Origin of the sequence: Actinoplanes sp. NPDC051861, assembly GCF_040681145.1 — a bacterium.
Lineage (GTDB): Bacteria > Actinomycetota > Actinomycetes > Mycobacteriales > Micromonosporaceae > Actinoplanes.
Window position 1 is genome coordinate 47524 of record NZ_JBFAYE010000003.1, and the last position, 22771, is coordinate 70294.

General features: G+C 71.0%; 26 protein-coding genes. 15 read left to right on the forward strand and 11 right to left on the reverse strand.

What is annotated here, in order from left to right; translation table 11 throughout:
- The first annotated feature begins 53 nt into the window (after window positions 1-53).
- Window positions 54-350 carry a metal-sensitive transcriptional regulator gene (locus tag AB0M02_RS11090; RefSeq protein ID WP_364224610.1) on the forward strand — a complete coding sequence of 99 codons (297 nt, stop codon included), beginning with the start codon at window positions 54-56 and terminating at the stop codon, window positions 348-350.
- Here AB0M02_RS11090 and AB0M02_RS11095 read toward each other — a convergent pair.
- Window positions 334-1395, reverse strand: coding sequence for an XdhC/CoxI family protein (locus tag AB0M02_RS11095; RefSeq protein WP_364224612.1), 1062 nt, complete (start codon window positions 1393-1395; stop codon window positions 334-336). The two genes, AB0M02_RS11090 and AB0M02_RS11095, sit on opposite strands and share 17 nt — an antisense overlap.
- Before the next feature lie 124 nt (window positions 1396-1519).
- Between AB0M02_RS11095 and AB0M02_RS11100 the strand changes: the two genes are divergently transcribed.
- The 8 genes from AB0M02_RS11100 to AB0M02_RS11135 are packed head-to-tail and all read left to right on the forward strand — an operon-like array spanning window position 1520 to window position 9725.
- Window positions 1520-2392: a xanthine dehydrogenase family protein subunit M gene (locus AB0M02_RS11100; RefSeq protein ID WP_364226038.1), complete on the forward strand. Its 873-nt coding sequence runs from the start codon at window positions 1520-1522 to the stop codon at window positions 2390-2392.
- Between the two features lie 4 nt (window positions 2393-2396).
- Window positions 2397-2873 (forward strand): (2Fe-2S)-binding protein, encoded by a 477-nt coding sequence (locus AB0M02_RS11105; protein WP_364224614.1) that lies wholly within the window; start codon window positions 2397-2399, stop codon window positions 2871-2873.
- Window positions 2870-5242: an aerobic carbon-monoxide dehydrogenase large subunit gene (locus AB0M02_RS11110; protein ID WP_364224616.1), complete on the forward strand. Its 2373-nt coding sequence runs from the start codon at window positions 2870-2872 to the stop codon at window positions 5240-5242. Before AB0M02_RS11105 ends, AB0M02_RS11110 begins: the two co-directional genes overlap by 4 nt.
- A gap of 19 nt (window positions 5243-5261) precedes the next feature.
- Window positions 5262-6239 carry an XdhC family protein gene (locus tag AB0M02_RS11115; RefSeq protein WP_364224618.1) on the forward strand — a complete coding sequence of 326 codons (978 nt, stop codon included), beginning with the start codon at window positions 5262-5264 and terminating at the stop codon, window positions 6237-6239.
- 3 nt (window positions 6240-6242) lie between these two features.
- Window positions 6243-6935 carry a nucleotidyltransferase family protein gene (locus AB0M02_RS11120; protein WP_364224620.1) on the forward strand — a complete coding sequence of 231 codons (693 nt, stop codon included), beginning with the start codon at window positions 6243-6245 and terminating at the stop codon, window positions 6933-6935.
- The gene (locus AB0M02_RS11125) at window positions 6932-7819 is read left to right on the forward strand and encodes a MoxR family ATPase (RefSeq protein WP_364224622.1); all 888 of its coding nucleotides are present in this window, start codon (window positions 6932-6934) and stop codon (window positions 7817-7819) included. The genes AB0M02_RS11120 and AB0M02_RS11125 overlap by 4 nt, the downstream gene beginning before the upstream one ends.
- The gene (locus AB0M02_RS11130) at window positions 7816-8526 is read left to right on the forward strand and encodes an SRPBCC family protein (RefSeq protein ID WP_364224624.1); all 711 of its coding nucleotides are present in this window, start codon (window positions 7816-7818) and stop codon (window positions 8524-8526) included. Before AB0M02_RS11125 ends, AB0M02_RS11130 begins: the two co-directional genes overlap by 4 nt.
- A complete protein-coding gene (locus AB0M02_RS11135) occupies window positions 8523-9725 on the forward strand; it encodes a VWA domain-containing protein (RefSeq protein ID WP_364224626.1) in 1203 nt (400 codons plus the stop codon). Before AB0M02_RS11130 ends, AB0M02_RS11135 begins: the two co-directional genes overlap by 4 nt.
- A 24-nt stretch (window positions 9726-9749) precedes the next feature.
- On the opposite strand, the gene AB0M02_RS11140 is transcribed toward AB0M02_RS11135, so the two are convergent.
- Window positions 9750-10706: a LysR family transcriptional regulator gene (locus AB0M02_RS11140; protein WP_364224628.1), complete on the reverse strand. Its 957-nt coding sequence runs from the start codon at window positions 10704-10706 to the stop codon at window positions 9750-9752.
- A gap of 115 nt (window positions 10707-10821) precedes the next feature.
- On the opposite strand from AB0M02_RS11140, the gene AB0M02_RS11145 reads away from it, so the two are divergent.
- Together AB0M02_RS11145 and AB0M02_RS11150 are read left to right on the forward strand one after the other, a co-directional pair.
- Window positions 10822-11583, forward strand: a complete 762-nt coding sequence (locus AB0M02_RS11145) for an alpha/beta fold hydrolase (RefSeq protein WP_364224630.1) — start codon at window positions 10822-10824, stop codon at window positions 11581-11583.
- Window positions 11584-11634: 51 nt separating this feature from the next.
- Window positions 11635-12315, forward strand: a complete 681-nt coding sequence (locus tag AB0M02_RS11150; RefSeq protein WP_364224632.1) for a GntR family transcriptional regulator — start codon at window positions 11635-11637, stop codon at window positions 12313-12315.
- Here AB0M02_RS11150 and AB0M02_RS11155 read toward each other — a convergent pair.
- The 4 genes from AB0M02_RS11155 to AB0M02_RS11170 are packed head-to-tail and all read right to left on the reverse strand — an operon-like array spanning window position 12301 to window position 15683.
- Complete coding sequence (locus tag AB0M02_RS11155; RefSeq protein WP_364224634.1) at window positions 12301-13254, reverse strand: VOC family protein; 954 nt, start codon at window positions 13252-13254, stop codon at window positions 12301-12303. The two genes, AB0M02_RS11150 and AB0M02_RS11155, sit on opposite strands and share 15 nt — an antisense overlap.
- Complete coding sequence (locus tag AB0M02_RS11160; protein WP_364224636.1) at window positions 13247-14290, reverse strand: 4-oxalomesaconate tautomerase; 1044 nt, start codon at window positions 14288-14290, stop codon at window positions 13247-13249. Before AB0M02_RS11160 ends, AB0M02_RS11155 begins: the two co-directional genes overlap by 8 nt.
- Entirely contained in the window at window positions 14287-14973 is a 687-nt protein-coding gene (locus AB0M02_RS11165; RefSeq protein WP_364224638.1) for a 4-carboxy-4-hydroxy-2-oxoadipate aldolase/oxaloacetate decarboxylase, read from the reverse strand. Before AB0M02_RS11165 ends, AB0M02_RS11160 begins: the two co-directional genes overlap by 4 nt.
- On the reverse strand, window positions 14970-15683 hold the full coding sequence (locus tag AB0M02_RS11170; RefSeq protein WP_364224640.1) for a PIG-L deacetylase family protein: 714 nt from the start codon (window positions 15681-15683) through the stop codon (window positions 14970-14972). The genes AB0M02_RS11165 and AB0M02_RS11170 overlap by 4 nt, the downstream gene beginning before the upstream one ends.
- Window positions 15684-15795: 112 nt before the next feature.
- Between AB0M02_RS11170 and AB0M02_RS11175 the strand changes: the two genes are divergently transcribed.
- Window positions 15796-16551, forward strand: a complete 756-nt coding sequence (locus AB0M02_RS11175) for a DUF1932 domain-containing protein (RefSeq protein WP_364224642.1) — start codon at window positions 15796-15798, stop codon at window positions 16549-16551.
- A 1-nt stretch (window position 16552) separates the two neighbouring features.
- On the opposite strand, the gene AB0M02_RS11180 is transcribed toward AB0M02_RS11175, so the two are convergent.
- From AB0M02_RS11180 to AB0M02_RS11190, 3 genes are read right to left on the reverse strand one after another with little or no spacing between them, the layout of a single operon-like run.
- The gene (locus AB0M02_RS11180) at window positions 16553-17617 is read right to left on the reverse strand and encodes an amidoligase family protein (protein ID WP_364224644.1); all 1065 of its coding nucleotides are present in this window, start codon (window positions 17615-17617) and stop codon (window positions 16553-16555) included.
- Window positions 17614-18441: a hypothetical protein gene (locus AB0M02_RS11185; RefSeq protein ID WP_364224646.1), complete on the reverse strand. Its 828-nt coding sequence runs from the start codon at window positions 18439-18441 to the stop codon at window positions 17614-17616. The genes AB0M02_RS11180 and AB0M02_RS11185 overlap by 4 nt, the downstream gene beginning before the upstream one ends.
- Window positions 18438-18956, reverse strand: a complete 519-nt coding sequence (locus AB0M02_RS11190; protein ID WP_364224648.1) for a SigE family RNA polymerase sigma factor — start codon at window positions 18954-18956, stop codon at window positions 18438-18440. Before AB0M02_RS11190 ends, AB0M02_RS11185 begins: the two co-directional genes overlap by 4 nt.
- A gap of 117 nt (window positions 18957-19073) precedes the next feature.
- Here AB0M02_RS11190 and AB0M02_RS11195 point away from each other — a divergent pair, with 117 nt between their 5' ends.
- Genes AB0M02_RS11195 through AB0M02_RS11205 form a run of 3 tightly spaced genes read left to right on the forward strand, consistent with a single transcriptional unit; the run spans window position 19074 to window position 20886 of the window.
- Window positions 19074-19400: a PadR family transcriptional regulator gene (locus tag AB0M02_RS11195; RefSeq protein ID WP_364224650.1), complete on the forward strand. Its 327-nt coding sequence runs from the start codon at window positions 19074-19076 to the stop codon at window positions 19398-19400.
- Window positions 19397-20212, forward strand: a complete 816-nt coding sequence (locus tag AB0M02_RS11200; RefSeq protein ID WP_364224652.1) for an ABC transporter ATP-binding protein — start codon at window positions 19397-19399, stop codon at window positions 20210-20212. Before AB0M02_RS11195 ends, AB0M02_RS11200 begins: the two co-directional genes overlap by 4 nt.
- Window positions 20209-20886 (forward strand): hypothetical protein, encoded by a 678-nt coding sequence (locus AB0M02_RS11205; protein ID WP_364224654.1) that lies wholly within the window; start codon window positions 20209-20211, stop codon window positions 20884-20886. The genes AB0M02_RS11200 and AB0M02_RS11205 overlap by 4 nt, the downstream gene beginning before the upstream one ends.
- A gap of 356 nt (window positions 20887-21242) precedes the next feature.
- Here the strand turns inward: AB0M02_RS11205 and AB0M02_RS11210 are convergent, their stop codons facing one another.
- Window positions 21243-21665 carry a spore germination protein GerW family protein gene (locus AB0M02_RS11210; RefSeq protein ID WP_364224656.1) on the reverse strand — a complete coding sequence of 141 codons (423 nt, stop codon included), beginning with the start codon at window positions 21663-21665 and terminating at the stop codon, window positions 21243-21245.
- A gap of 51 nt (window positions 21666-21716) precedes the next feature.
- Entirely contained in the window at window positions 21717-22724 is a 1008-nt protein-coding gene (locus AB0M02_RS11215; protein WP_364224658.1) for a LacI family DNA-binding transcriptional regulator, read from the reverse strand.
- Window positions 22725-22771 lie beyond the last annotated feature (47 nt).

Below are 22771 nucleotides of genomic sequence, written 5' to 3' on the forward strand. Positions count from 1 at the left end.
GGGGTATCAAAGCGGGGACCCGAATACCCCCCGGGGGTTGTATGATGGCCGGCATGACCAACCCCGCCCCCACCCGCGGATACACCGCCACCAAGGACAACCTGCAGTCGCGGCTGCGCCGCATCGAGGGGCAGGTGCGCGGCATCGAGCGCATGGTCGAGGACGACCGTTACTGCATCGACGTCCTCACCCAGATCTCCGCCATCCAGGCCGCCCTCGACAAGGTGGCACTCGGCCTGCTCGACGGCCACGCCCGGCACTGCATGCACGAGGGCGCCCAGGAGGGCCGCGCCGACGAGATGGCCTCGGAGCTGATGGCCGCGGTCGGCCGCCTCATGAAGAGAGGCTAGGGCCGTGGATCGGGGCGGTCAGGTCGGTCAGCGGCGCGCCCGACCCACCCCATGACAGCGCCACGATCTCGGCGGCCACGGCCACGGCCGTCTCCTCCGGCGTACGCGCTCCGAGGTCCAGCCCGATCGGCGCCCGCAAGCGCGACAGCGCCGCCTCCGACAGGCCCGCCTCCCGGAGCCGGTGCAGGCGGTCCTCGCAGGTGCGGCGGCTGCCCATCGCCCCGATGTACCGGGCGGGGGTATGCAGGGCGACCTGCAGCAGCGGGATGTCGAACTTCGGGTCGTGGGTGAGCACGCACAGCACGGTGCGCTCGTCGACCTCGGTGCGCTCCAGGTAGCGGTGGGGCCATTCGACCACGATCTCGTCGGCCTCGGGGAAGCGCTCCGCGGTGGCGAACACCCCGCGGGCGTCGCAGACCGTCACGCGGTAGCCGAGGAACCTGCCGATCCGGGCCACCGCCGCCGCGAAGTCGATCGCCCCGAACACGATCATGCGGGCGGGTGCGGCCCAGGACTGGACGAACACCTCCTGCTCGCAGGCGGTCACGATGGCGCTGCGCCCGTGTGCCAGCAGCCCGGCCGCCTGCTGCGCGGCCGCCCGGTCCAGCTCGGCGTCGCCGAGGGTGCCCTCGACAGCGGCGGGCCAGACGACCAGTTGAGCGTCCGGTATCGAGACCGTGGCCACCGGCCGGCCCGCGGCGATCGCGGCCAGCACGTCGTCCAGACCGGTCAGTGCGCTGTCCGGCTGGATCAGCACCTCTATCGTGCCGCCGCAGGTCAGGCCCACCTCGAAGGCGTCGCCGTCGCTCACCCCGTACGTATGCTTCTGCGCCTTTGTGGTTTCGATGACCTCCTGTGCGGCGGCGTAGACGGCGCCCTCGACGCACCCCCCGGAGACGCTGCCCAGCACCTCGCCACGCGAGTTGACCGCCATCGCCGCGCCCGGCTGCCGCGGCGCCGACCGCCACGTGTGCACCACCGTCGCCACCGCGAATCGCAGGCCCGCGGCGCGCCAGGCCAGCAGGCCGTCAACGATGTCGCGCATCCTCGCACGATCCGCGATCTCTCCGGCCTCGTCAACGACTGATTAAGCGAACGCTTAGGTCGCTGTTGACATTGGATCGGCGGCGCGCGAGTGTCGGCCCGACTTCGGGAGGTGCATCGTGCAGGTGCCGGCTCCGTTCGAGTACGAGCGTGCTACGAGCGTGGATCAAGCGATTGGACTGCTGGAGCGTCTGGGCAGCTCGGCCCGTCTGGTGGCCGGCGGGCACAGCCTGCTGCCGATGATGAAGCTCCGGCTGGCGAACTTCGAATACCTCATCGACATCAACGACCTGCACAGCGAGCTGGGCTATATCCAGCTCGGGGCGGACGTGGTGCGGATCGGGGCCATGACCCGCCACCGGGAGCTGCTCGAGTCCGACGAGCTGGCGGCGGTGTTCCCGATCTTCCGGGACGCGGAGCGGGTGATCGCCGACCCGATCGTCCGCAACCGGGGCACGCTGGGCGGCTCGCTGTGCCAGGCCGACCCGTCCGAGGACCTCTCCGCGGTCTGCACGACCCTGGACGCCAGCTGCGTGATCCGCGGCCCGGGCGGCGCCGAGCGGATCGTGTCGATGGAGGAGTTCCACGTCGGGCCCTATGAGACCGCCGTGGCGGACAACGAGATCCTGGTTGAAATCCGCATTCCGGTCAAAGACGCACAAAAGACCAGCAGCGCCTACGCCAAGGTCGAGCGGCGCGCCGGCGACTGGGCCGTGGTCTCCGCCGGTGCCGCGGTCTGGCTGGAGGGCGGCCGGTTCGCCGACGCCCGGGTGGGCCTGGCCGCGGTCGGCCCGAACACCACCGGCATCCCGGAGATCTCCGCCGCGCTGCGCGGCCACGAGCCCGGCGAGGACATGTACGAGCTGGCCGGCGCGATCGCGGCCCGCAGCTGCGACCCGGCCACCGACCTGCGTGGCAGCGCCGACTACAAGCGCCACCTGGCGAACGAACTGACCCGGCGCACGCTGCGCACGGCCGTCGAGCGGGCGAGGAGCTGAGCTGATGCAGGTCACGATGACCGTCAACGGGGTCGAGTACACCCGTGAGATCGAGGGCCGGCTGCTGCTCGTGCACTTCCTGCGCGACGTGCTCAGCCTGACCGGCACCCACTGGGGCTGCGACACCAGCAACTGCGGCACCTGCGTGGTGTGGATGGACGGCGAGCCGGTCAAGTCGTGCACCGTGCTCGCGGCGATGGCCGGCGGGCGCGAGGTGCGTACCGTCGAGGGCCTGGCCGACGGCGCCGAGCTGGACCCGATCCAGGAGGGCTTCCGGCAGTGCCACGGCCTGCAGTGCGGCTTCTGCACGCCGGGCATGCTGATGACCTGCCGGGCGCTGCTCGACAGGAACCCCGACCCGACCGAGGCGGAGATCCGCGAGGCCATCTCGGGCCAGATCTGCCGCTGCACCGGTTACGCCACGATTGTTCGATCCGTGCAGTGGGCGGCCGCCCACGAGGCAGAGGCGGTGACGCAGTGACCGCGGTCTTCGAGAACAACGACCTCAAGCCCATCGGGTACGGCCGGATGCTGCGCAAGGAGGACCCACGTCTCCTGCGTGGGCGCGGCCGGTTCACCGACGACGTGCAGCTGCCCGGCATGCTGCACCTGGCGATCCTGCGCTCGCCGTTCGCGCACGCCCGGATCGTCAGCATCGACACCAGCGCCGCCGAGGCCTCGCCCGGCGTCAAGGCGGTGGTGACCGGCGAGACCCTCAAGGGGCTCGGCCTGGCCTGGATGCCGACGCTCTCCAACGACGTGCAGGCCGTGCTGGCCACCGACAAGGTTCGCTTCCAGGGCCAGGAGGTGGCGTTCGTCGTCGCCGAGGACCGCTACCAGGCGCGCGACGCCCTGGAGCTGATCGACGTCGAGTACGACGTGCTCGACCCGGTGATCGACGTCCGCAAGGCCCTCGAGCCGGACGCGCCGATCATCCGCGACGACCTCGACGGCAAGGCGGACAACCACGTCTTCGACTGGGAGACCGGTGACGCCGAGGAGACCGACCGGGTCTTCGCCTCCGCCGACGTGATCGTCAAGGAGGACATCGTCTACCCGCGGGTGCACCCCGCGCCGATGGAGACGTGCGGCTCGGTCGCCGACTTCGACCCGGTCGAGGGCCGGCTGCGGCTCTGGTCGACCACCCAGGCCCCGCACGCCCACCGCACCCTGTACGCGATCGTCGCCGGCCTGCCCGAGCACAAGATCCAGGTGATCGCTCCGGACATCGGTGGCGGGTTCGGCAACAAGGTGCCGATCTACCCCGGTTACGTGCACTCGATCGTCGGCTCCATCGTCACCGGTAAGCCGGTGAAGTGGATGGAGGACCGCTCGGAGAACCTGATCAGCACCGGTTTCGCCCGCGACTACATCATGCGTGCCGAGATCGCGGCCACCCGCGAGGGCAAGATCCTGGCGATCCGCACCAACGTGCTCGCCGACCACGGCGCGTTCAACGGCACCGCGGCGCCGGTGAAGTACCCGGCCGGTTTCTTCGGCGTGTTCACCGGCAGCTACGACCTGCAGGCCGCGCACTGCAAGATGACCGCGGTCTACACCAACAAGGCGCCTGGCGGGGTGGCGTACGCCTGCTCGTTCCGCATCACCGAGGCCGTCTACCTGGTCGAGCGGATCGTCGACTGCCTCGCCCACGAGCTCGACATGGACCCGGCCGAGCTGCGCCTGAAGAACTTCATCCAGCCCGAGCAGTTCCCGTACACCACGAAGACCGGCTGGGTGTACGACTCCGGCGACTACGAGCCCACCATGCGCCTCGCGATGGAGATGGCCGGCTACGAGGAGCTGCGCAAGGAGCAGGCGCTCAAGCGGGCCCGCGGCGAGCTGATGGGCATCGGCATCGCGTTCTTCACCGAGGCGGTCGGCGCCGGCCCGCGCAAGAACATGGACATCCTCGGCCTGGGCATGAACGACGGTTGCGAGCTGCGGATCCACCCGACCGGCAAGGCCGTCGTGCGGCTGTCGGTAAAGACGCAGGGTCAGGGCCACGAGACCACGTTCGCCCAGATCATCGCCGAGGAACTGGGCATCCCGCCGGACGACATCGACGTGATCCACGGTGACACCGACAACACGCCGTTCGGGCTCGGCACGTACGGCAGCCGCTCGACACCGGTCTCCGGCGCGGCGGCCGCCCTGGTGGCTCGCAAGGTCCGCGAGAAGGCGCTGCTGATCGCCTCGGCGATGCTCGAGGTGTCGGTCGCCGACCTGGACTGGGTCAAGGGCGCGTTCCAGGTCAAGGGCGACCCGGGCAAGTCGGTGACCATCCAGGACATCGCGTTCCGGGCACACGGCGCCGGCGACCTGCCCGAGGGCATGGAGGGCGCACTCGAGGCGCAGATCTGCTACAACCCGTCGAACCTGACGTACCCACACGGGGCGTACATCTGCGTCGTCGACATCGACCCGGGCACCGCGGAGGTCAAGGTCCGCCGGTTCATCGCGGTCGACGACTGCGGCACCCGGATCAACCCGATGATCATCGAGGGCCAGGTGCACGGCGGCCTCACCGACGGCGTCGGCATGGCGCTGATGGAGATGATCGCGTTCGACGAGGACGGCAACTGCCTCGGCGCCTCGCTGATGGACTACCTGATCCCCACCTCTCTCGAAGTGCCCGACTGGGAGACCGGCTTCACGGTCACCCCGTCGCCGCACCACCCGATCGGTGCGAAGGGCGTGGGGGAGTCGGCCACGGTCGGCTCGCCGCCGGCGATCGTCAACGCGGTGGTCGACGCGCTCAAGCCGTTCGGCATCCGGCACGCGGACATGCCGCTCACCCCGTCGCGGGTCTGGGACGCGATGCAGGGTCGCGCCACGCCGCCGATTTAAAAGCGCGAGAGGGTACGAGATGAGCACCATCGCCGAGCGGGCCCGCGAACTGGCCGAGGCGCGCAGGCCGTTCGTGCACGCGACCGTGGTCCGGGCGCAGGAGCCCACCTCCGCCCGGGCCGGCGACGACGCGGTGATCCTGCCCGACGGGTCCATCGAGGGCTTCGTCGGCGGGGTCTGCGCCGAGACGTCGGTGCGGGCCGCGGCCATGGACACCCTGCGCGACGGCAACACGGTCCTGCTGCGGGTGCTTCCGGAGGACTCCGCCGAGTTCCCGGAGACGCCCGGCGCGCTGGTCGTCGTCAACACCTGCCACTCCGGCGGTGCGATCGAGATCTTCCTGCGCCCGGTGCTGCCCCGGCCGCTGCTTGCGGTCGCCGGGCACACCCCGATCGGTGCGGCCGTGGCGGACCTGGCCGAGTTCCTCGACTTCGACGTGCTGCCGGCCGGGGACTACACGGGTGCGGTGGCGGCCGTGGTGGCCGGGCTGGGCCGCGACGAGGACCGGGCGATCCGGGCCGCGCTGGACGCCGGAGTCGGGCTGATCGCGCTGATCGCCAGCCACAAGCGGTCCTCGGTGCTGCTCGACGACATGGGCCTGACCCCGGGGGAGCGGGCCCGGATCCGGCCGCATGCCGGCATCGAGATCGGTGCGCGTACCCCCAAAGAGATCTCCCTCGCCGTGCTTGCCGAAATCGTCCGGGAGATGCGGGTCGGCGGCCTGGCCGCCGGATCCGCCGAGCCCGCGCCCTCGGGGGCCGCCCCCCATGCCGAGGCCGCCGCGCTCGCCTCCGCCGGACCGGAGTTCGTGGCCGGCCCGACCCTGCCCGTCGGGCCGGCCGCGTTCCCCGAGCCGGACATCCCCGCCGGCACCGCGATCGACCCGGTCTGCGGGATGACCGTGGTGATCGGCCCGGACACCCCGCACGGCGTGGTGGACGGACAGGACTACTGGTTCTGCTGCCCGGGCTGCCTGAAGAAGTTCACGAAGGCCTGAGGGATGGGCGTCTCCGGTCTGGTGCTGGCGGCCGGCGGCTCGCGCCGGCTCGGCGAGGCCAAGCAGCTGCTGCCGTTCCGCGGCCGGACCCTGCTCGACGCGACCCTGGACACCACCCGCGCCTGCGGTTTCGACGAGTTGCTGGTCACCCTGGGCGGTTCGGCGGCGGCCATCCGGGCCACGGTGGACCTTTCCGGGGTACGCGTGATCGAGAACGTGGCGTTCACCACCGGCTGCGGGTCGTCGATCAGCTCGGTGATCCCCTCGATCGCACCTTCGTCAGATCGCCTCGTGCTGCTGCTCGGCGATCAGCCCGGGGTCCGGCCTGCTGACGTGCGCCGGCTCGCCGCGGTCGAGACGCCGATGGGCGTCTGCCGGTATGCGGACGGCCTCGGCCACCCGTTCCTGTTCCACCGCGACGTGTTCGGCGAACTCGCCCATCTTCACGGTGACAAGGCGGTGTGGAAGCTGGTGCACACCGGCCGCTACGAGGTGACCGAGGTGCACGCCGAGGGTACGGTCCCGATCGACGTCGACACCCGTGAGGACTACGAGCGGCTGTTGGGACAAGAACGAACGTTCTTTCCGGCGCCGGAGCCGCCAGGGCAAGAACGAACGTTCTTTCTCGGCCCCGGGGGGCCGGGGCTAGAACGAACGTTCTTTCCGGGGCCCGAGCGGCAGGTAGGGGGAGAATGAACGTTCTTTCTGACGTCGCCCTCGCTGACGTGGCGGCGCGTCTCGACGCTGTCGACTACCTGGTCGACGACGGCCTGGCCATGGCGATCTTCCTGTCGCTGCGGCTCGGCAAACCGCTGCTGCTCGAGGGCGAACCCGGCGTCGGCAAGACCGCCGCGGCCAAGGCACTGGCGCAGGCGCTGGACACGCCGTTCATCCGGCTGCAGTGCTACGAGGGGCTGACCGCGGGTGAGGCGCTCTACGAGTGGAACTACCAGCGGCAACTCCTGCACATCCGGCTGGCCGAGTCGCGGGGACTGTCCCTCGACGACGCCGACCTGTTCACGGAGTCGTTCCTGCAGGAGCGGCCGATCCTGGCTGCCGTACGCCACACCGGCCCCACCCCACCCGTCCTGCTGATCGACGAGATCGACCGCGCCGACGACGAGTTCGAGGCGCTGCTGTTCGAGTTCCTCGGCGAGGCCGCCGTCACCGTCCCGGAGCTCGGCACGTTCGCCGCCACCCGCCCGCCGGTCGTGGTGCTCACCTCCAACCGCAGCCGCGACCTGCACGACGCGCTGCGGCGGCGCTGCCTGTACCACTGGATCGAGTTCCCCTCGCCGACCCGGGCCGCGGAGATCGTCCGCCGCTCGGTGCCCGGCGCGGCCGCACCGCTGATCCGCGACGCCACCGAGTTCATCGGCCGGGTACGCACCCTCGACCTGGACAAGGCGCCCGGACTCGCCGAGACGATCGACTGGGTGTCCGCGCTCGCCGCCCTCGGCGTCACCGACCTCGCCGGCGCCGACGTCGTGCGCACCATCGGCACCATCGCCAAGACCCCCGACGACCGGACCCTCCTCGGTTCGGTCCTCGAGGCCGCTTCCCAGGAGAGCCGCCCATGAAGATCACGAACGAGTTCACCGTGCACACCCCGATCGACCGGGCCTGGGAGGTTCTGACCGACCTCGAGGGCATCGCGCCGTGCATGCCGGGCGCCCAGCTGACCGGGGTGGAGGGCGAGGTCTACAAGGGCAAGGTGAAGGTCAAGGTGGGCCCGGTGATCTCCGAGTTCACGGGTACGGCGCAGTTCACCGCGAAGGACGCGTCGGCCTACCGGGCCGTGATCGACGCGAAGGGCCGCGACGCCCGGTCGGCCGGCAACGCGGCGGCGGTCGTGAGCGCGGTGCTGACACCGGAGGGCGCGGACAGCACCAGGGTCAGTGTGGACACCGACCTCAAGATCAGCGGGAAGCTCGCCCAGTTCGGCAGCGGCATGATCAAGGAGGTCTCGTCGAAGCTGCTCACCCAGTTCGTCGCGAACCTCGAAGCCAAGCTGGCCACCGATTCCGATTCCGAATCCGATGACTCCGCGCCCGTGGTGCCGGCACCGGTCACCGGCGCCGACCCCGTCGAAGCGGCACCGGCCACCGGCGCCGGCCCCGTCGAAGCGGCGCCGGTTTCCACCGAGCGGAAGATCGAGAGTACGGAGCCCGAGGCCCTCGACCTGCTCGACGTCGCGGGCGGCTCGATCTACAAGCGGGTCATCCCCGTCGTCATCGGCGTCGCAGCGGTCGCCGCCGTGATCGTCTGGGCCGTGACCCGGCCTTGAGTTCGTCCGCCGAGCCCGCGCCGGTGCTGCTGCGCGGGGTGGACCGGGCGGCGTTCGCGGTGGCGCTCGTGGCCCGGTTGCGGCGGGCCGGCCCGGCGGCGGGGATCACCGAGACCGACGACCTGGTCCGGGCACTGGAGGCCAGCCCACCGGTCAGCCGGGACGTTCTCTACTGGACCGCCCGGGTGGCGCTCGTGCGCCGGCAGGGTGACCTCGCCGCGTTCGACCGGGTGTTCGCGGAGGTCTTCGACGACGTCGTATCGCTGCCGCTGAACCGGTCCGCCGGGGCGCCGGGGCGCAAGGACGACGTCAACGTTCCGGTGCCGGGTACCGGCGGGGAGAGCGCGGACGGCGGCGGACTGCCCTGGGCGACCCTGCCGCCCGTGGTGGCGGCCGGTGAGCCGGGTGAGGAGTCCGGTCTCCACCTTCCCGAACCCCGGCCCAGCGCGCTGGCCGCCCTCGCCGAAGTGCCCTTCGAGGACCTCGACGCCGCGCAGACCCGGGCGCTCGGTGACGCCCTGCGCGCGGCGCTCACCCGGTGGCCGCAACGGCGCAGCCGCCGGCACGCTGTCGACCCGGCCGGGCGGCGGGTCGCGTTGCGGCCGACCATCGCGCGGGCCCGGCGCACCGGGTGGGAGGTGGTCACCGTGGTCCGGGAGCGACCTCGGCGGCGACCCCGGCGGGTGGTGCTGCTCTGCGACGTCAGCGAGTCGATGCGGGCTCAGGCGGCGGCGTACCTGCACCTGATGCGGGCGTTCGCGCTGGTAACCGACGCGGAGGTGTTCGCGTTCGCGACCACGTTGACACGGCTCACCGTGGCGCTGCGGCGTTCCGGTGCCGAGGAGGCGATCGACCAGGCGAGCGCGGCGGTGACCGATCGGTTCGGGGGTACGCGGATAGCCACCAACATCGGCGCGCTGCTCGGTTCCCACCACGGTAACGCGGTCCGCGGCGGCATCGTGATCGTCGCTTCGGACGGCTGGGACAGCGACCCGCCCGAGGAGATGGCTGTCGTGATGGCTCGCTTGCGGCGCCGCGCGTACAAAATCTTGTGGTTGAATCCCCGCGCCGGCGCTCCTGGCTTCACCCCGCGCGTGGCGGCCATGGCCGCCGCCCTGCCCTTCTGCGACCGGCTGATGCCCGCCGGCACCTTCGGCGACCTGGCCGGCGTCCTGACGGAGATCAGCTCCGGAGGGTGACGTGAACCGACGGCTTGACGGCGATCAGCTCCAGAGGGTGACGTGAACCGACGGCTTGAAACGGGCAACACCCACGCCGGTCCCGCGCATCATCGCCTGGATCGCCCGGGGCGTGGACGCGAAGCGGGCCAGTTCGCCGGCCGCTGACGGGGTGGCCGGCTCGGCGAGGGTCATCGAGTGCCAGACCTCCTCGATCGCCGCATGGGGGCCGCGGAACTGGACGAGGTGGCCCTTGCGGACCTCCGGCGCGACCGTGAAGGAGAGCGCCGCGGTCACGCCTCGGCCGCGTTTGGCCTCCTCGAGCGCGGCCGCGTGGCTCTGGAAGATCTGCTGGCGGTCGTCGGGGACGCCGAGCCGGCGCAGCAGGGTGCGCAGAGCGCCGCTGCCGGACACCGCGGACGGGCCGAGGAGCCAGGTCTGCTCGCGCAGCTGGCGGGGCGTCGGCTGGGTGCCGGCGAGCGGGTGGTCGGGGGAGGCGACGGTGACCACGCGGTAATACATGACCGGGCGGCACGACACCGCCGGGTCGGGGGAGAGCGGGGGCGGGCCGATCGCGATGTCGATGGCGCGCTCGATCAGGGACTCGACGAACGTGCACGGGTTGCGGACGCTGAGTTCCAGGTCGAGGTCGGCGGCGCGGCCGGCGAACAGCTCGATCAGGCCGGGTGCGGCGTGCTCGGCGAACAGGCTGGACGCGCCGACCCGCAGCAGGCGCCGGCCCTGCCCGGCCGCGCTCACCTCCAGCACCGTGATGTCCTGCAGGCCGAGCAGCTCGGTGGCCCGGCTGGCCAGCCGCAGGCCGCCCGGCGTGAAGGTCAGCCCCCCAGCCGTACGCGAGAACAGCTGATCACCCAGCTCCTTGCGCAGCTGTCCGATGTGCAGGGAGACCGCGGACTCGGAGACCTCCAGCTCGGCGGCGGCCAGCTTGACCGAGCCCCGCCGGACAACGGCGGAGTAGGCACGCAACTGAGTGGGGGTCACCGTCGTCCTTGGCAGTAATCGGAAGCTCACTCGCAATCTATCGCGCTCGACGTCGCGGCGGACACCGGCGATCTCACCGATCCTCGGTCCGTTCCGCCGCACTACGGTTCGACGCATGCCGAAGTTCCGGTCCACCGATGGTGTCGAGATCCATTTCCAGAGCTGGGACGGTGACCCCGATCAGCCGCTCGTCCTGCTGCATCACGGGTTCATCGCGAACGGCACCACGAACTGGGTGCTGCCGGGTGTGGTGGGCGCGCTGCAGGCCGCCGGCCGCCGGGTCGTGGCGATCGACGCCCGCGGTCACGGGGAGTCCGGAAAGCCGCACGACCCCGCGTTCTACGGCGAGAGGCGGATGTCCGAGGACGTCGTCACCCTGCTCGACCTGCTGGGCGCGACCGAGGTGGACCTGGTGGGTTACTCGATGGGCGGGATCGTCTCGCTGATCACCGCGACCCGGGAGAGCCGCGTGCGCCGCCTCGTGGTCGGTGGCATCGGCTCGGCGGTGGTCGAGCTCGGCGGCGTCGACACCCGTGTGATCGGCGCCGAACCGCTGCGCGAGGCACTGCACGCCGACGACCCGGCGACCATCGCGAACCCGGCGGCGGCCGGCTTCCGCAGCTTCATCGACGCGGTCGGCGGCGACCGGGCCGCGCTCGCCGCGCAGGCCGCCCGGATGCACGCCGAGCCGATCGCGCTGGACACCATCTCGGTACCCACCCTGGTGATCGCCGGCCGCGACGACGCCCTGGCCACCCGCCCCGGCCTGCTGGCCGACGCCATCCCGGGTGCGCGGCTGGCGGTCATCGACGGCGATCACCTGGGCGCGGTCCGGGAACCCGCCTTCACCACCGAGCTGATCAAATTCATCGAGTAGGCCGAGGTTCACCGTCGCCTTTATGCTTCCGGTCTGTACTTGGGGGTTCAGATGGCTGCGGAGAACGTCGCCGGTGTGCGCACCGGCCAGTCGGGTGCCCGTGACGCGGTGCGCACGGCGATCCTGAACGGGGAGTTCCTGCCGGGGGAGCGCCTCGTCGAGGCACAGTTGATCGAGCGGTTCGGGGTGAGCCGGTTCAACATCCGGCTGGTGCTGCAGGACCTGGCCGGAGAGGGTCTCGTGGAGATCCACCGGAACCGGGGCGCGCAGGTGCGCAAGGTCTCGCTCGCCGAGACCATCGAGATCACCCAGGTCCGGATGGTCCTGGAGGGGCTGGTGGCGGCGCAGGCGGCCACCCGCGTGACCGAGGAGCAGGCGAGCGAGCTCGACGAGATCGGCCTGCTGATGAGGCGGGCGGTGGAGTCCGGCGAGTTCCGCCGGTACAGCGACCTCAACCAGCGGCTGCACGGCCTGATCCGGGCGATCGCCGGGCATCTGACCGCCGACCGCCTGATCGGCACGCTGCGCGCGCAGTTGGCCCGGCACCAGTTCATGCTGTCGCTGCTGCCGGGCCGCCCGCAGGTGTCGCTGCCGCAGCACGAGCGGATCATCGCCGCCATCCGCGAGCGTGACCCGAAGGAGGCGGAGGCGGCGATGCGCGATCACATCGCCAGCGTCATCGAGGTGCTGCGAACCCTCGACGAGCCGGGATCGGGTTCAGGCCCACTCTGACTCGGCCACCGGCGGGGTGCCGTGGGTGTGGAAGGTCTCGATCGTCTTGAGGCCCCACGCCTGGCCCTTGGCGCGCTCCGCCTCGGTCCAGGTGATCACCTCGTGGTCGGGGGCGAGCAGGAGGCGGGCGCCGGCGTTGCAGAGTTCGATGCGGTTGCCGCCGGGCTCCCAGACGTAGAGGAAGAACGTCTGCTGGATGGCGTGCTTGTGCGGGCCGGTCTCGATGTGGACGCCTGCCTCCAGGAAGACGTCTGCGGCGCGGAGGATGTCCTCGCGGGTGTCGGTGGCGAAGGCGACGTGGTGAAGACGCCCGCTCCTGCCCGTCCAGTCACGGGTGTAAACGACATCATACGATTTATCCGAAAAAGTGTACCAAACTGCGGCTTTGGTGCCGTTGTCCAGGATGATCTGCTCGCTGGCCCGACCGGTCAACGCTTGCCCAACGAAATCCTCATTTATCTGGACATCTGAGGCTAAAAAGTTCACATGGTCCAAGCGTCGCACGTTCGCACCCCGGCCCGGGAATCGCGCGGCCTGATTCTTCAGCGAAGGCCGGGTGGCCTCCGACGCCTGATACCGCTGAGTCTCGTAGTAGATGCCGAACGGATGCCCATCCGGGTCAATGAAGTGATATATCCGCTTATCCGCGTCCCACCCCTCACCGAACCCAGACTCCTCGATGTCCCGGACCCGCCGTGAGAGGGCCTCCGGACTGCGAGCGCGCAACCACGTGCGGCCGATCCCGGACGTGGTTGCGCCGGTGACCTTCACGGTGAAGTGCTCGTAGTCGTCCCACGCGTGCAGATAAGCGCTGTTCCCCCGCCGCTCGACGACCTCCATGGCCATCTGGTCGGTGAAGAACCGGACCGTGTCGTCGAGCACGGGCGTCAACAACTCGACCGCCGAGACGTGTGCGACGTCGCGGATCTTCTCAGCCATTGTTCTCCGTCTTCCTGTGCGGGTGGACCCTGCCCTCGAGGAGCAGACGTGCGGTGCTGACGACGGCCGAGCGCCCGGCGTCCAGATCGATGACCACGTCGGAGAAACCGGTGGGGTGTTCGACGCGGATCGTTTCGCCGGCCGTGGTGTGCGCGACGCTGCCGGGCATGGCCACCGCGGTGCCCACGGTCACCGCTGCCAGCACGCCGATCGACGCGTGGACGCGATGGGGGATGAACATCCGCGTGTTCAGCGTGCCGCCCTTTGCGGGCGGAGAGGTCAGGCACATCTTGGGTACGGTGGACTCGCCCACCTCGCCGAGTCCCATCAGTTTGCCGGCGAGCAGCCGCAGTTCCTCCATCCGGCGCCGCAGTCGCCCGTCCGCCTCGAGTTGTGCCGGTGTCTCGTAACCCGTGACGCCGAGGGACCGGGCGCTCATCAGGACCACCGGCATGCCGTTGTCGATGAGGGTGGCGGGCACGCCGTCCAGGTCGTCCACGACCCGCCCGGTCGGAAGCAGGCTGCCGGCCACCGACCCCGCGGTGTCGCGGAACTCGACCTCGATCCGCGAGGCGGTGCCGGGGACCCCGGAGAGGACGGTGTCGCCGCTGTACTCGACCCGGCCGCCCGGAGTGGGGACGGTGACCGTCGCGAGCGCGCCGGTGTTGACCATGCGGATCCGGACGGCCGTCGTTCCCCGCTGTGCTTCGACCAGACCGCGCTCGATGGCGAAGGGGCCGACACCGGCGAGGATGTTGCCGCAGGGTTGTTCCGCGCTGACCCGGGGTTGATCCACCTGGACCTGGAGGAAGAGGTAGTCGACGTCGGCCTCCGGGTCGTCCGACCTGTTGACCACGGCGACCTTGCTGGTCAACGGGTGTGCGCCGCCGATGCCGTCGATCTGCCGAGGGTCGGGTGATCCCATGATCGAGAGCAGGAGATGGTCCCGCACATCCGATTCATCAGGTAAATCATCTTTTAGGAAATAGGCGCCCTTGGAGGTGCCGCCTCGCAGGATCATGACGGGGATGCTCATTGCTCGTCCACATAGACGACGCCGAGCTGCTCCAGCAGTGGGCGCAGGCCGTACATGTCCAGGCCGAGCTCCCCGGCGGCGAGCCGGTCTCGCTTGGCGTCCTCGGCGACTGTCCGGGCTCGTGCCCTGTCGAGCGCCTCGGCGGCCCGCTCGTGCGGGACCACCACCACACCGTCGTCGTCGGCCACGATCGCGTCGCCAGGGCGGATCACCTGGCCGCCGACCACGATCGGGACGTTGACCGAGCCGGGGCTGGCCTTGACCGTGCCCTGGGTGCTGACCGCCCGCGCCCACACCGGGAAGCCCATCTCGCGCAGCTCGGCCACGTCGCGGACGCCCGCGTCGAGCACGACACCGATCGCGCCGCGGGCCCGCAACGAGGTGGCGAGCAGGTCGCCCAGCATCCCGTCGGTGGAGGGTGAGGTCGTCGTGACCACCACGACGTCGCCGGGGCGTACCTGCTCGACGGCAGCGTGGATCATCAGGTTGTCGCCGGGGTGGCAGGAGACCGTCACCGCCGAGCCGGCGACGCGTGCGCCGGCCTGGATCGGCGTCAGCTCGGGCCCTACGGCTCCGCGGCGCCCGTCGGCCTCGTGCACGGTCGAGGAGCCGGCCTCGGCGAGTCCCTTGAGCACGTCCTCCGGCACCCGTCTCGCGGTGCGGACGATCACGTGACGGCTCATGACAGCTCCCGGGTGACCTGGGGGTAGATCCGCATGTACGCCTCGGCGTACGTCTCGTTGGGCAGGCCGAGGTTGGGGCCGGAGTTGCGGGCCGCCTGCAGTCCGCGGCGGCTGCCCAGCTCGGTGTAGTACGCGTGCAGGTGCTTCTGAGCGGCGAGGATCCGCATGGCCTCGCGTTTGCGCTCCCACACCTCGGTGATGTCCAGCAGCACGTTCGGCACGAACCCGCACTGCTCCGGCTGGTGCGGCTCGAAGCAGAAGACCGGCGGCGCTCCGATCACCTCGCCGGGGCCCTCGACACCGGGCGCCTGTGCCAGGATGCGGGCCTTGAGCGCGAGAGCGTGCGCGAACGCGTGATCGCCGTTGTACGGATCGGCCGCCGCGTGGGTGAGCACCACGTCCGGCTGCACCTCCCGGTACAGGTCGATCAGGCCCTGCAGCAACTCCGGCGTCTCGACCAGGGGGTAGTCGTCCGCGTCGAAGAACCGGATCTCGGCGCCGAGCACCTTCGCCGCCTCCTCGGCCTCGGCGCGGCGGTGCGCCTTCACCTCGTCCAGCGAGTAGCCCTTGCGCCACAGCGAGGCCGACTCGCCCCGCTCGCCGAAGCTCATGCAGCCGATCACCACACGCTGCCCGCGCGCGTTGGCCAGGGCGATCGCGCCGGCTGCCCGCCAGACGAAGTCACCGGGGTGGGCGGTGAGAACCAGCATCGCATCTCCCCTTCGCGATTAACTACGAGATTGTCAACAATCTGCGTCCGCCGGTCACTCTATGCCCGATGGCTGGTCGAAACAATTGTTGACAATCTGCTAGGTTGCCGGAATGACTGTGATCGCCGTGCTCGGGCTCGGAGAGGCGGGCGGTCTTCTCGCCGCCGGGTTGGTGGAGGCGGGTGCGACGGTGCGGGGTTACGACCCTCGTATGCCCGCTCCGCCCGGAGTCGTACCCACCGGCAGCGACGCGGAGGCCTGCGCGGGCGCCTCGGTCGTGCTGAGCGTCAACAGCGCGGCAGACGCGGTGGAGGCGCTGCGGGAGTCACTGCCCGGGTGCGCCACCGGGACGATCTGGGCCGACCTGAACACGGCCACCCCGAGTCTCAAGGAGCGGCTGAGCGCCCTCGGCGCGAACGTGCTGCGAGTGGTCGACGTCGCGCTCATGTCGCCGGTGCCGGGGCGCGGCCTGGCGACGCCGATGACCATGAGCGGTCCGGCGGCGGAGGAGCTCGCGGGTGTGCTGCGCGGGTTCGGCGCGAGCGTCGACGTGCTCGACGGGCCGGTGGGTGCCGCGGCCACCCGGAAGTTGCTGCGCAGCGTCTTCTACAAGGGGATGGCGGCCGCGGTCGTGGAGGCGCTCGAGGGTGCGCGGGCGGCGGGCCTCGAGGAGTGGCTGCGGGACAACATCCGGGAGGAGCTGATCCGCGGCAACGCGGCGACACTGGATCGTCTGGTGGACGGGTCGCGCCGGCATGCCGTGCGGCGGCGTGCGGAGATGGCCGCGGCCGCCGAGCTGCTCGGGGAACTCGGTGTCCCGCCCCGGATCGCTGCGGCCAGCCGGGACTGGCTGGAGGATCTGGCCTGACCTACCGCTGTGCCAGTGCCTCGGCGGCCAGTTCGAGCAGTCCGTCGACGGCCTCGGCGGTGTCCGCCGGCGGTTGCGGGACCGGCGCCGGGTCCAGGCATCGCTCCAGCAGCAGCTCGACGAGCGCGGACCGGTCCACGATCGCCCCGGCCTCGATGCCGCCCGGCAGGATCCGGATCTCGACGGTGTCCCGTACCGGTGGGGTGTCTGTCATCAGCTGCGTGAGATTGACGTCGAAGAACTTCGTCAGGCCGCCGTCCTTGGCCGCCTGGCGCAGTTCCTCGGTGGTCGGCGTACCCGACACGGCCGCCACCAGCTGCTCCGGCAGCGGCGCGAGGCGACGGCAGGCCGGGTTCGTGGCCAGCAGCGCCCGCAGCGGCTCCCGCCAGTACGCGAACAGCCGCACCAGGTTCGCCAGCGCCGCCGGTTCCCGGAACGGCCCGCCGTCCAGGTGCAGGTGCACAGCGGCCTCCTGCGGCACGGTGAAGCCCAGCTCCCGTGCCGGTTCGAGCAGCTCGGCGAGGGCCTTGTGGTGATCGGCCGCCAGCGGCGGGGTGATCACCTCGCAGGGGCGCTCGCGCTCACCGGTCAGCGGCGCCGCCAGCGCGATCGTCGCGCCGCCCGCGTCGTCCAGCCGGTGGATGAGCCCGAAACGCCGGGCCTCGGTGCCCCAGAGCTCGGCCGCCGGGTTCAGCACACCGGCCAGGCTGCCGCCGGGGTCGCAGCGCGCCGCGAGCAGTCGCAGCAGGCGGCGGTCGTCGGTGAGGATCCGGAACCAGCCGGGGAGCGCGGGCGCCGCCGGGTCCAGCCCGGCCAGCAGCGTGACGTCGTCGGCCAGCGTGCAGAGCAGGGCGCCGTCCGGGCGGCGCACCTCGAAAGCCTGCGTGAGATGCAGGAACCGCCCCAGGCCCGGGACCAGGGACGGTTCGCTGTCGTGGTGCCACACCGGCCGGACGGTGCCCCCGCACCGTCCGGCCAGATCGAACGCCAGCGTGCGCCGGTTGACGCCGGGTGGCGCCATCAGCTCGATCTCGAAGCCGATGCGCCGGCGCAAGCGGGCGGTCACGGCTTGATCGGCAGTTCTTCGCCGGCGAGGATTTTCTGACCGGCCATGACCTTGGCCTCGTACGTCCCGTCGAGCTTCCACAGCTCGGCCAGCTTCTGAGCGTCCTCGCCGTCGTACCCGGCGTTCCAGAAGGCGTTGGCCGCGTTGGCCTTCTTGGCCTCCTCGACGTTCGCCGGGTCCGGCTTGACCGGCAGCTTCTTGCCCGCGAGCAGCCGCTTCCCGGCCTCGTACTTGGCGTCCGACGGGTCGTCGAGCTTCCACAGCTTGGCGAGCTTCTCGGCCTCTTCCCAGCCGTAGCCGGCGCCGAAGAACGCGTCGAGCTGCTTCTGCATCTCCTTGGTGATCTCCGGGCTGGTCTCCGGCACCTCGGCCTCGGGAAGCGGCCGGATCGGCAGGGTCTCGCCGGCCAGCAGGCGACGGCCCGCCTCCGCCTTGACCAGGCCGATCTCGTCGTTCATCTGCCAGAGCTTCGCGAGCTCCAGCGCCGTGGTGTAGTTGTAGCCGGCGCCGAAGTAGGCGTCCCAGCGTGCCTGCAGCTCCGCCTCGGTCGGCGCGGTGGCCGAGGCCGACGGCGCGGCGCCGGCCGGGAGCACTGCCACCGGCACGGTCTGCGCCGGGCCGGCCGGGAGGAGAGCGGGCAGGTTGGTCACACCGGCGATCAGGCCCGCGCTGAGAGCCACCCCACCGGCGGCCTGGACACCGCGGCGGCGCCACTTGTTCTTGCGGGCCAGCTCCTCGACCTTGGCGTACACCACGGCGGGGTCCGGCATGTTGTTCTCGTGCGATTCAAAGGCTTCGCGCAGCCGGTCTCCGTGCTCCGTCACGACCTCTCCTTGGCATATTCCTTCAGCTCCCGCTCGGAGGTGAGCCGGAGCGTCTTCAGTGCCCTCGACGCGTGGCTGCGTACCGTCGCCGGACTGCAGCCGAGCAGGTCGGCGATCGCGTCGTCCTCGAGCTGCTCGTAATAGCGCAGCACCAGGACGGCTCGTTGCTTGCGGCCGAGCAGGCTCAGGCGGTTCCACAGCGCGTCGGCTTCGACGACACCGTCGGCGTGGTCGCGTACCCCGCCTCGGGCGTCGTCGATCTCGACGAGCCGCTCACCCGCGGCGTGCACATGGCGCGCCGCCCAGCTCCGCCGCCAGGACAGGTACTCGTTGAGCACCATCCTGCGCACGTACGCCTCCGGTGAGTCGGCGTCGCTGATCCGCCGCCATTTGACCTGGGCCCGGGCCAGCACCTCCTGCACGACATCCTGTGCGAGTTCCCGGTCGCCGGTGAGGACGACCGCGTAACGCAACAGGCTCGGAAGGCGGGCCACTGCGAATTGCTCGAAGGTCACACCCACTTCGATGCCGCCCGATCGTGGTTTGTGCACTCGTACTCCGAAGAATTTTCCGACTCGCCCAGAGTATCCCCCCACTAGGTAGGCGGACTGGTATGCAGTTAGTCTGCCTACATGACTCCACGACCCTGGCTGCACGGGTTCCTCGACCTGTGCCTGCTCGCGATGCTGCGCGACCAGCCCGACTACGGGTACGGGCTGGCGCAGCGCCTGGCCACCGCCGGGGTGGCCGACATACCCGGCGGCACCCTCTATCCGGCGCTGCTCCGCCTGGAACAGCAAGGGCTGGCCGAGCCGAGCTGGGCGCCGTCCGGAGCCGGGCCGCGCCGGAAGTACTACGCGATCACCCCGGCCGGGCGGGACGTTCTGGACACGCAGACCGCCGAGTGGCGCCTGTTCCGCGACGGCGTCGACTCCCTCGTCGGGGAGCACATCCGATGAGCTGGGGCGCCCGTTTCGAGGAGGAACTGGTCCGGCTCGGCCTGCAGCCGTCGCGGGCCCGGCAGCTGCGCGCGGAGACCGACCAGCAGGCCGGCGAGCACGCCGCCGAGCCGGACCGGTTCTTCGGCCCGGCGCACCTCTACGCCCGGCATCTCGTCGCCGAGCTCTCCGCACCCACGTCAGCGGTTCCGCGGTACACCTCCGGTCCGGTGATGCTGCGCCTGAGCGGGGTCGGGAAGCGCTACCGGCGGCGGACCGTCTTCTCCGGCGTCGACCTGACCGTCCGCGGGGGCGAGGTGGCCGCGATCGTCGGCGCCAACGGCTGCGGCAAGTCGACGCTGCTGCGGATCTGCGCGGGGCTGGCCAGGGCCAGCTCCGGCACGGTGCACCGGACACGCCGGGTGGGCTTCGTCCCGCAGGACGGCGGCACGGCCGGCTGGCTGACGGCCGGGGAGCATTTCACCCTCTTCGGGGCCGCCGCCGGCATGGTGCCACGACGGGCACGATCAACGGGTACGCACCTCGCGTCCCGCCTCGCCTGGAAGCCACGCACCGAGCAACTGGTCCAGCACCTGTCCGGCGGCACACGGCAGAAGCTGAACCTCGTCCTCGGCGAGCTGCACGGCCCCGACCTGCTGCTGCTTGACGAGCCGTACCAGGGTTTCGACCAGGGGTCGTACCTGGACTTCTGGCAGCAGGTGCGCACCTGGCGCGAGGCCGGCCGGGCGGTCGTGGTGGTCACCCACCTGCTGCACGAACTCGACAACGTCGATCACGTGCTCGACCTGGGCGCGGCGGGAGGAGAACGATGACGGCGCTCGTGGTGGCCGGCCTGTCGGCCCGGGAGATGAGCCGCCGCTGGACAGCGCTGCTGCTCGTGGTCTCCCTCCCGCTCTGGTTCTACCTGGCCCGGCGGCAGGATCTGAGCGGGCAGTCCACACGGGCGCTGACCCTCGGCATCGGCTGGGCGGTCTCCACCCTCACCCTTTTCGTGGTGAACGCGGCCCGGGGCGTCGACCCGCGTCTGCGCCTGTCCGGCGCGTCGGTGGCGGGCATCATCGGCGGCCGCCTGCTGGCCATGACCGGCGCAGGAGCGCTGCTCGCGCTGGGGTACTGGACGCTGGTCGCCGTCGACCTCGACATGCTGCACCTGTGGGCGGCCGGTCCGATGATGCTGGTCACCGCGCTGGTGGCGGCACCCTTCGGCAGCCTCGTCGGCGCGCTGCTGCCCCGTGAACTGGAGGGCGCCCTCGCCCTGCTCTCCGTCAGCGCGGTGTCGATGCTCGCTGACCCGGCCGGCACGGTGGCCAAGTTCATGCCGTTCTGGTCCGCACGGGAGATCGGCACCTACGCGATCGACGGCGGCCCTCTCGACCTGGTCTGGCGCGGCCTCGCCCACGCCGGCGTGGTCTGGCTGCTCTGCACCACCGGCACCCTGGCAATCTTCGCCTGGCGTCTCCGGGTAGCCCACTACCCCGAACCGTAACCACCGCGTGTGGAGTTCGGCCGCTCTGCGCACCCGAATTCCACACGTCGTGGTGTTGAGCCCGTTGTGTGTGGAGTTCGGCCGCTCTACGCACCCGAATTCCACACGTCGTGGGGTTGAGCGGGTGGTGTGTGGAGTTCGGCCGCTCTGCGCACCCGAATTCCACACGTCGTGGGGTTGAGCCTGTTGTGTGTGGAGTTCGGCCGCTCTGCGCACCCCAACTCCACACGCTGCTCGGTTGAGCCTGTTGTGTGTGGAGTTCGGCCGCTCTGCGCACCCCAACTCCACACGCTGATCGGTTGAGCCTGTTGCGTGTGGAGTTCGGGTGCGGAGGGAGGCCGAACTCCACACGCTGGTTAGCGACGGCGGCGGCGGCGGATTACTGAGCGGGCGACGAGCAGGGCGGTGATGAGGACGAGCTGGCCGCCCATGACGATTTTGTTGACGTCGACGGCGGGTTTCCAGGTGACCTCGCCGTTCCTCAGGACGAAGACGCCAGCCGGGCGGGCGGAGAAGCCGAACCCGCCGCCGGAGCCCTCACCCTCCTGGTCCTTCCCTCCGGCGCCGTCGGCGGAGTCGTCGCCGGTGGCTGCCGCGGCCTTGGCCGCCGCCGTGCCGCTGCCGGAGCCGCCGCCCCCGCCGCCGCTGACGATGGCCACCGGGACCACCACGACGCCGTCCTTCTCCACCGGCGTGCCGAACACGCGGGCCGCGGTGGCGGCGTCGGTGCCCTCCCGGGCCTTTTCGAGGATGGTGTTGCTGTCGAGCTTGAGCGCCATCAGGATCACCCTCCGAGTCGAGGCTTGTCCCTCCCAGCCTCCCCCGAACGGTCAAGCCCTGTCGTCATCCCGGGCGGTCGATACCGGTCCGGTGCTGGCCCGGGTGATCAGGGTAGTGGGAACCAGGTCGGTGCCGGGCGCGGCGGGGCCGTCGTGGATCTGGTCCAGCAACGAGCGCACGCATCGTCGCCCCACCTCGGCGAAGTCCTGGTGGACCGTGGTGAGCGGCGGCAGATAGGAGGACGCGTCCGCGATGTCGTCGAACCCCACCACGCTCACGTCCTCCGGCACGCGCCGTCCCCGCTCGTGCAGGGCACGCAGCACTCCGAGCGCCATCTGGTCGTTCGCCGCGAACACCGCGGTGCAGTCCGGATGATCGGCCAGCCGGAGCCCGGCGCGGTAACCGGAGTCGGCCGACCAGTCGCCGCGTTCGACCGGCGGCACCGGGCGGCCGGCCTCCTCCAGCACCGCCCGCCAGGCGCTCGCGCGGCGCTCGGCGGCGAACGACTCGGCCGGCCCGGCCACGTGCCACACCGTGCGATGGCCCAGTTCGAGCAGGTGGCGGACGGCTTGGCGGGCACCGTCGGCCTGGTCGGTGTCGACGACCGGATAGCGGTCACCGGCGTCGGAGTCGACCACCACCGCGTGCACGCCCGGCGGCAGCGCGACCGCGGTGGCGTCCAGGAGGTGCACCTCGATGATCACGATGACGCCGTCGACCGCGAGCTCGCCCATCCTGGTGAACGCGCCGAGCACGTTGTCCTGGGTGGGTACGCCGACCGGGATGAGCGTTATCGCGTACCCCTCGGCGGCGGCGTGTGTCGCGATGGCCTCCACGGTCCGGCTGTTGCCGGTCGATGAGAGACCGAAAAGGATCACGCCGATCGTGTTGAAGCGGCCGTACCGCAGGGAGCGGGCCGCGCTGTTCGGGCGGTATCCGAGCTCGCGCATCGCGGCCAGGACCTGTTCGCGGGTGGACTCGACGACGCCCGGCTGGCCGTTGGCCACACGGGACACCGTCTGCGACGAGACGCCGGCCAGTTTGGCGACGTCAGCCATGGAAACGCGCTGCTTACGACGCCCGCCGGGAACGTCGGACCCGGCAC

Coding starts and splice junctions, on each gene's coding strand:
- AB0M02_RS11210 (WP_364224656.1), bottom strand. CDS start 21,665: ATGGCGCTCAAGCTCGACAGCAACACCATCCTCGAAAAGGCCCGGGAG.
- AB0M02_RS11205 (WP_364224654.1), top strand. CDS start 20,209: ATGACGGCGCTCGTGGTGGCCGGCCTGTCGGCCCGGGAGATGAGCCGC.
- AB0M02_RS11105 (WP_364224614.1), top strand. CDS start 2,397: ATGCAGGTCACGATGACCGTCAACGGGGTCGAGTACACCCGTGAGATC.
- AB0M02_RS11175 (WP_364224642.1), top strand. CDS start 15,796: ATGACTGTGATCGCCGTGCTCGGGCTCGGAGAGGCGGGCGGTCTTCTC.
- AB0M02_RS11160 (WP_364224636.1), bottom strand. CDS start 14,290: ATGAGCATCCCCGTCATGATCCTGCGAGGCGGCACCTCCAAGGGCGCC.
- AB0M02_RS11165 (WP_364224638.1), bottom strand. CDS start 14,973: ATGAGCCGTCACGTGATCGTCCGCACCGCGAGACGGGTGCCGGAGGAC.
- AB0M02_RS11095 (WP_364224612.1), bottom strand. CDS start 1,395: ATGCGCGACATCGTTGACGGCCTGCTGGCCTGGCGCGCCGCGGGCCTG.
- AB0M02_RS11130 (WP_364224624.1), top strand. CDS start 7,816: ATGAAGATCACGAACGAGTTCACCGTGCACACCCCGATCGACCGGGCC.
- AB0M02_RS11150 (WP_364224632.1), top strand. CDS start 11,635: ATGGCTGCGGAGAACGTCGCCGGTGTGCGCACCGGCCAGTCGGGTGCC.
- AB0M02_RS11195 (WP_364224650.1), top strand. CDS start 19,074: ATGACTCCACGACCCTGGCTGCACGGGTTCCTCGACCTGTGCCTGCTC.
- AB0M02_RS11155 (WP_364224634.1), bottom strand. CDS start 13,254: ATGGCTGAGAAGATCCGCGACGTCGCACACGTCTCGGCGGTCGAGTTG.
- AB0M02_RS11120 (WP_364224620.1), top strand. CDS start 6,243: ATGGGCGTCTCCGGTCTGGTGCTGGCGGCCGGCGGCTCGCGCCGGCTC.
- AB0M02_RS11125 (WP_364224622.1), top strand. CDS start 6,932: ATGAACGTTCTTTCTGACGTCGCCCTCGCTGACGTGGCGGCGCGTCTC.
- AB0M02_RS11200 (WP_364224652.1), top strand. CDS start 19,397: ATGAGCTGGGGCGCCCGTTTCGAGGAGGAACTGGTCCGGCTCGGCCTG.
- AB0M02_RS11115 (WP_364224618.1), top strand. CDS start 5,262: ATGAGCACCATCGCCGAGCGGGCCCGCGAACTGGCCGAGGCGCGCAGG.
- AB0M02_RS11170 (WP_364224640.1), bottom strand. CDS start 15,683: ATGCTGGTTCTCACCGCCCACCCCGGTGACTTCGTCTGGCGGGCAGCC.
- AB0M02_RS11215 (WP_364224658.1), bottom strand. CDS start 22,724: ATGGCTGACGTCGCCAAACTGGCCGGCGTCTCGTCGCAGACGGTGTCC.
- AB0M02_RS11090 (WP_364224610.1), top strand. CDS start 54: ATGACCAACCCCGCCCCCACCCGCGGATACACCGCCACCAAGGACAAC.
- AB0M02_RS11145 (WP_364224630.1), top strand. CDS start 10,822: ATGCCGAAGTTCCGGTCCACCGATGGTGTCGAGATCCATTTCCAGAGC.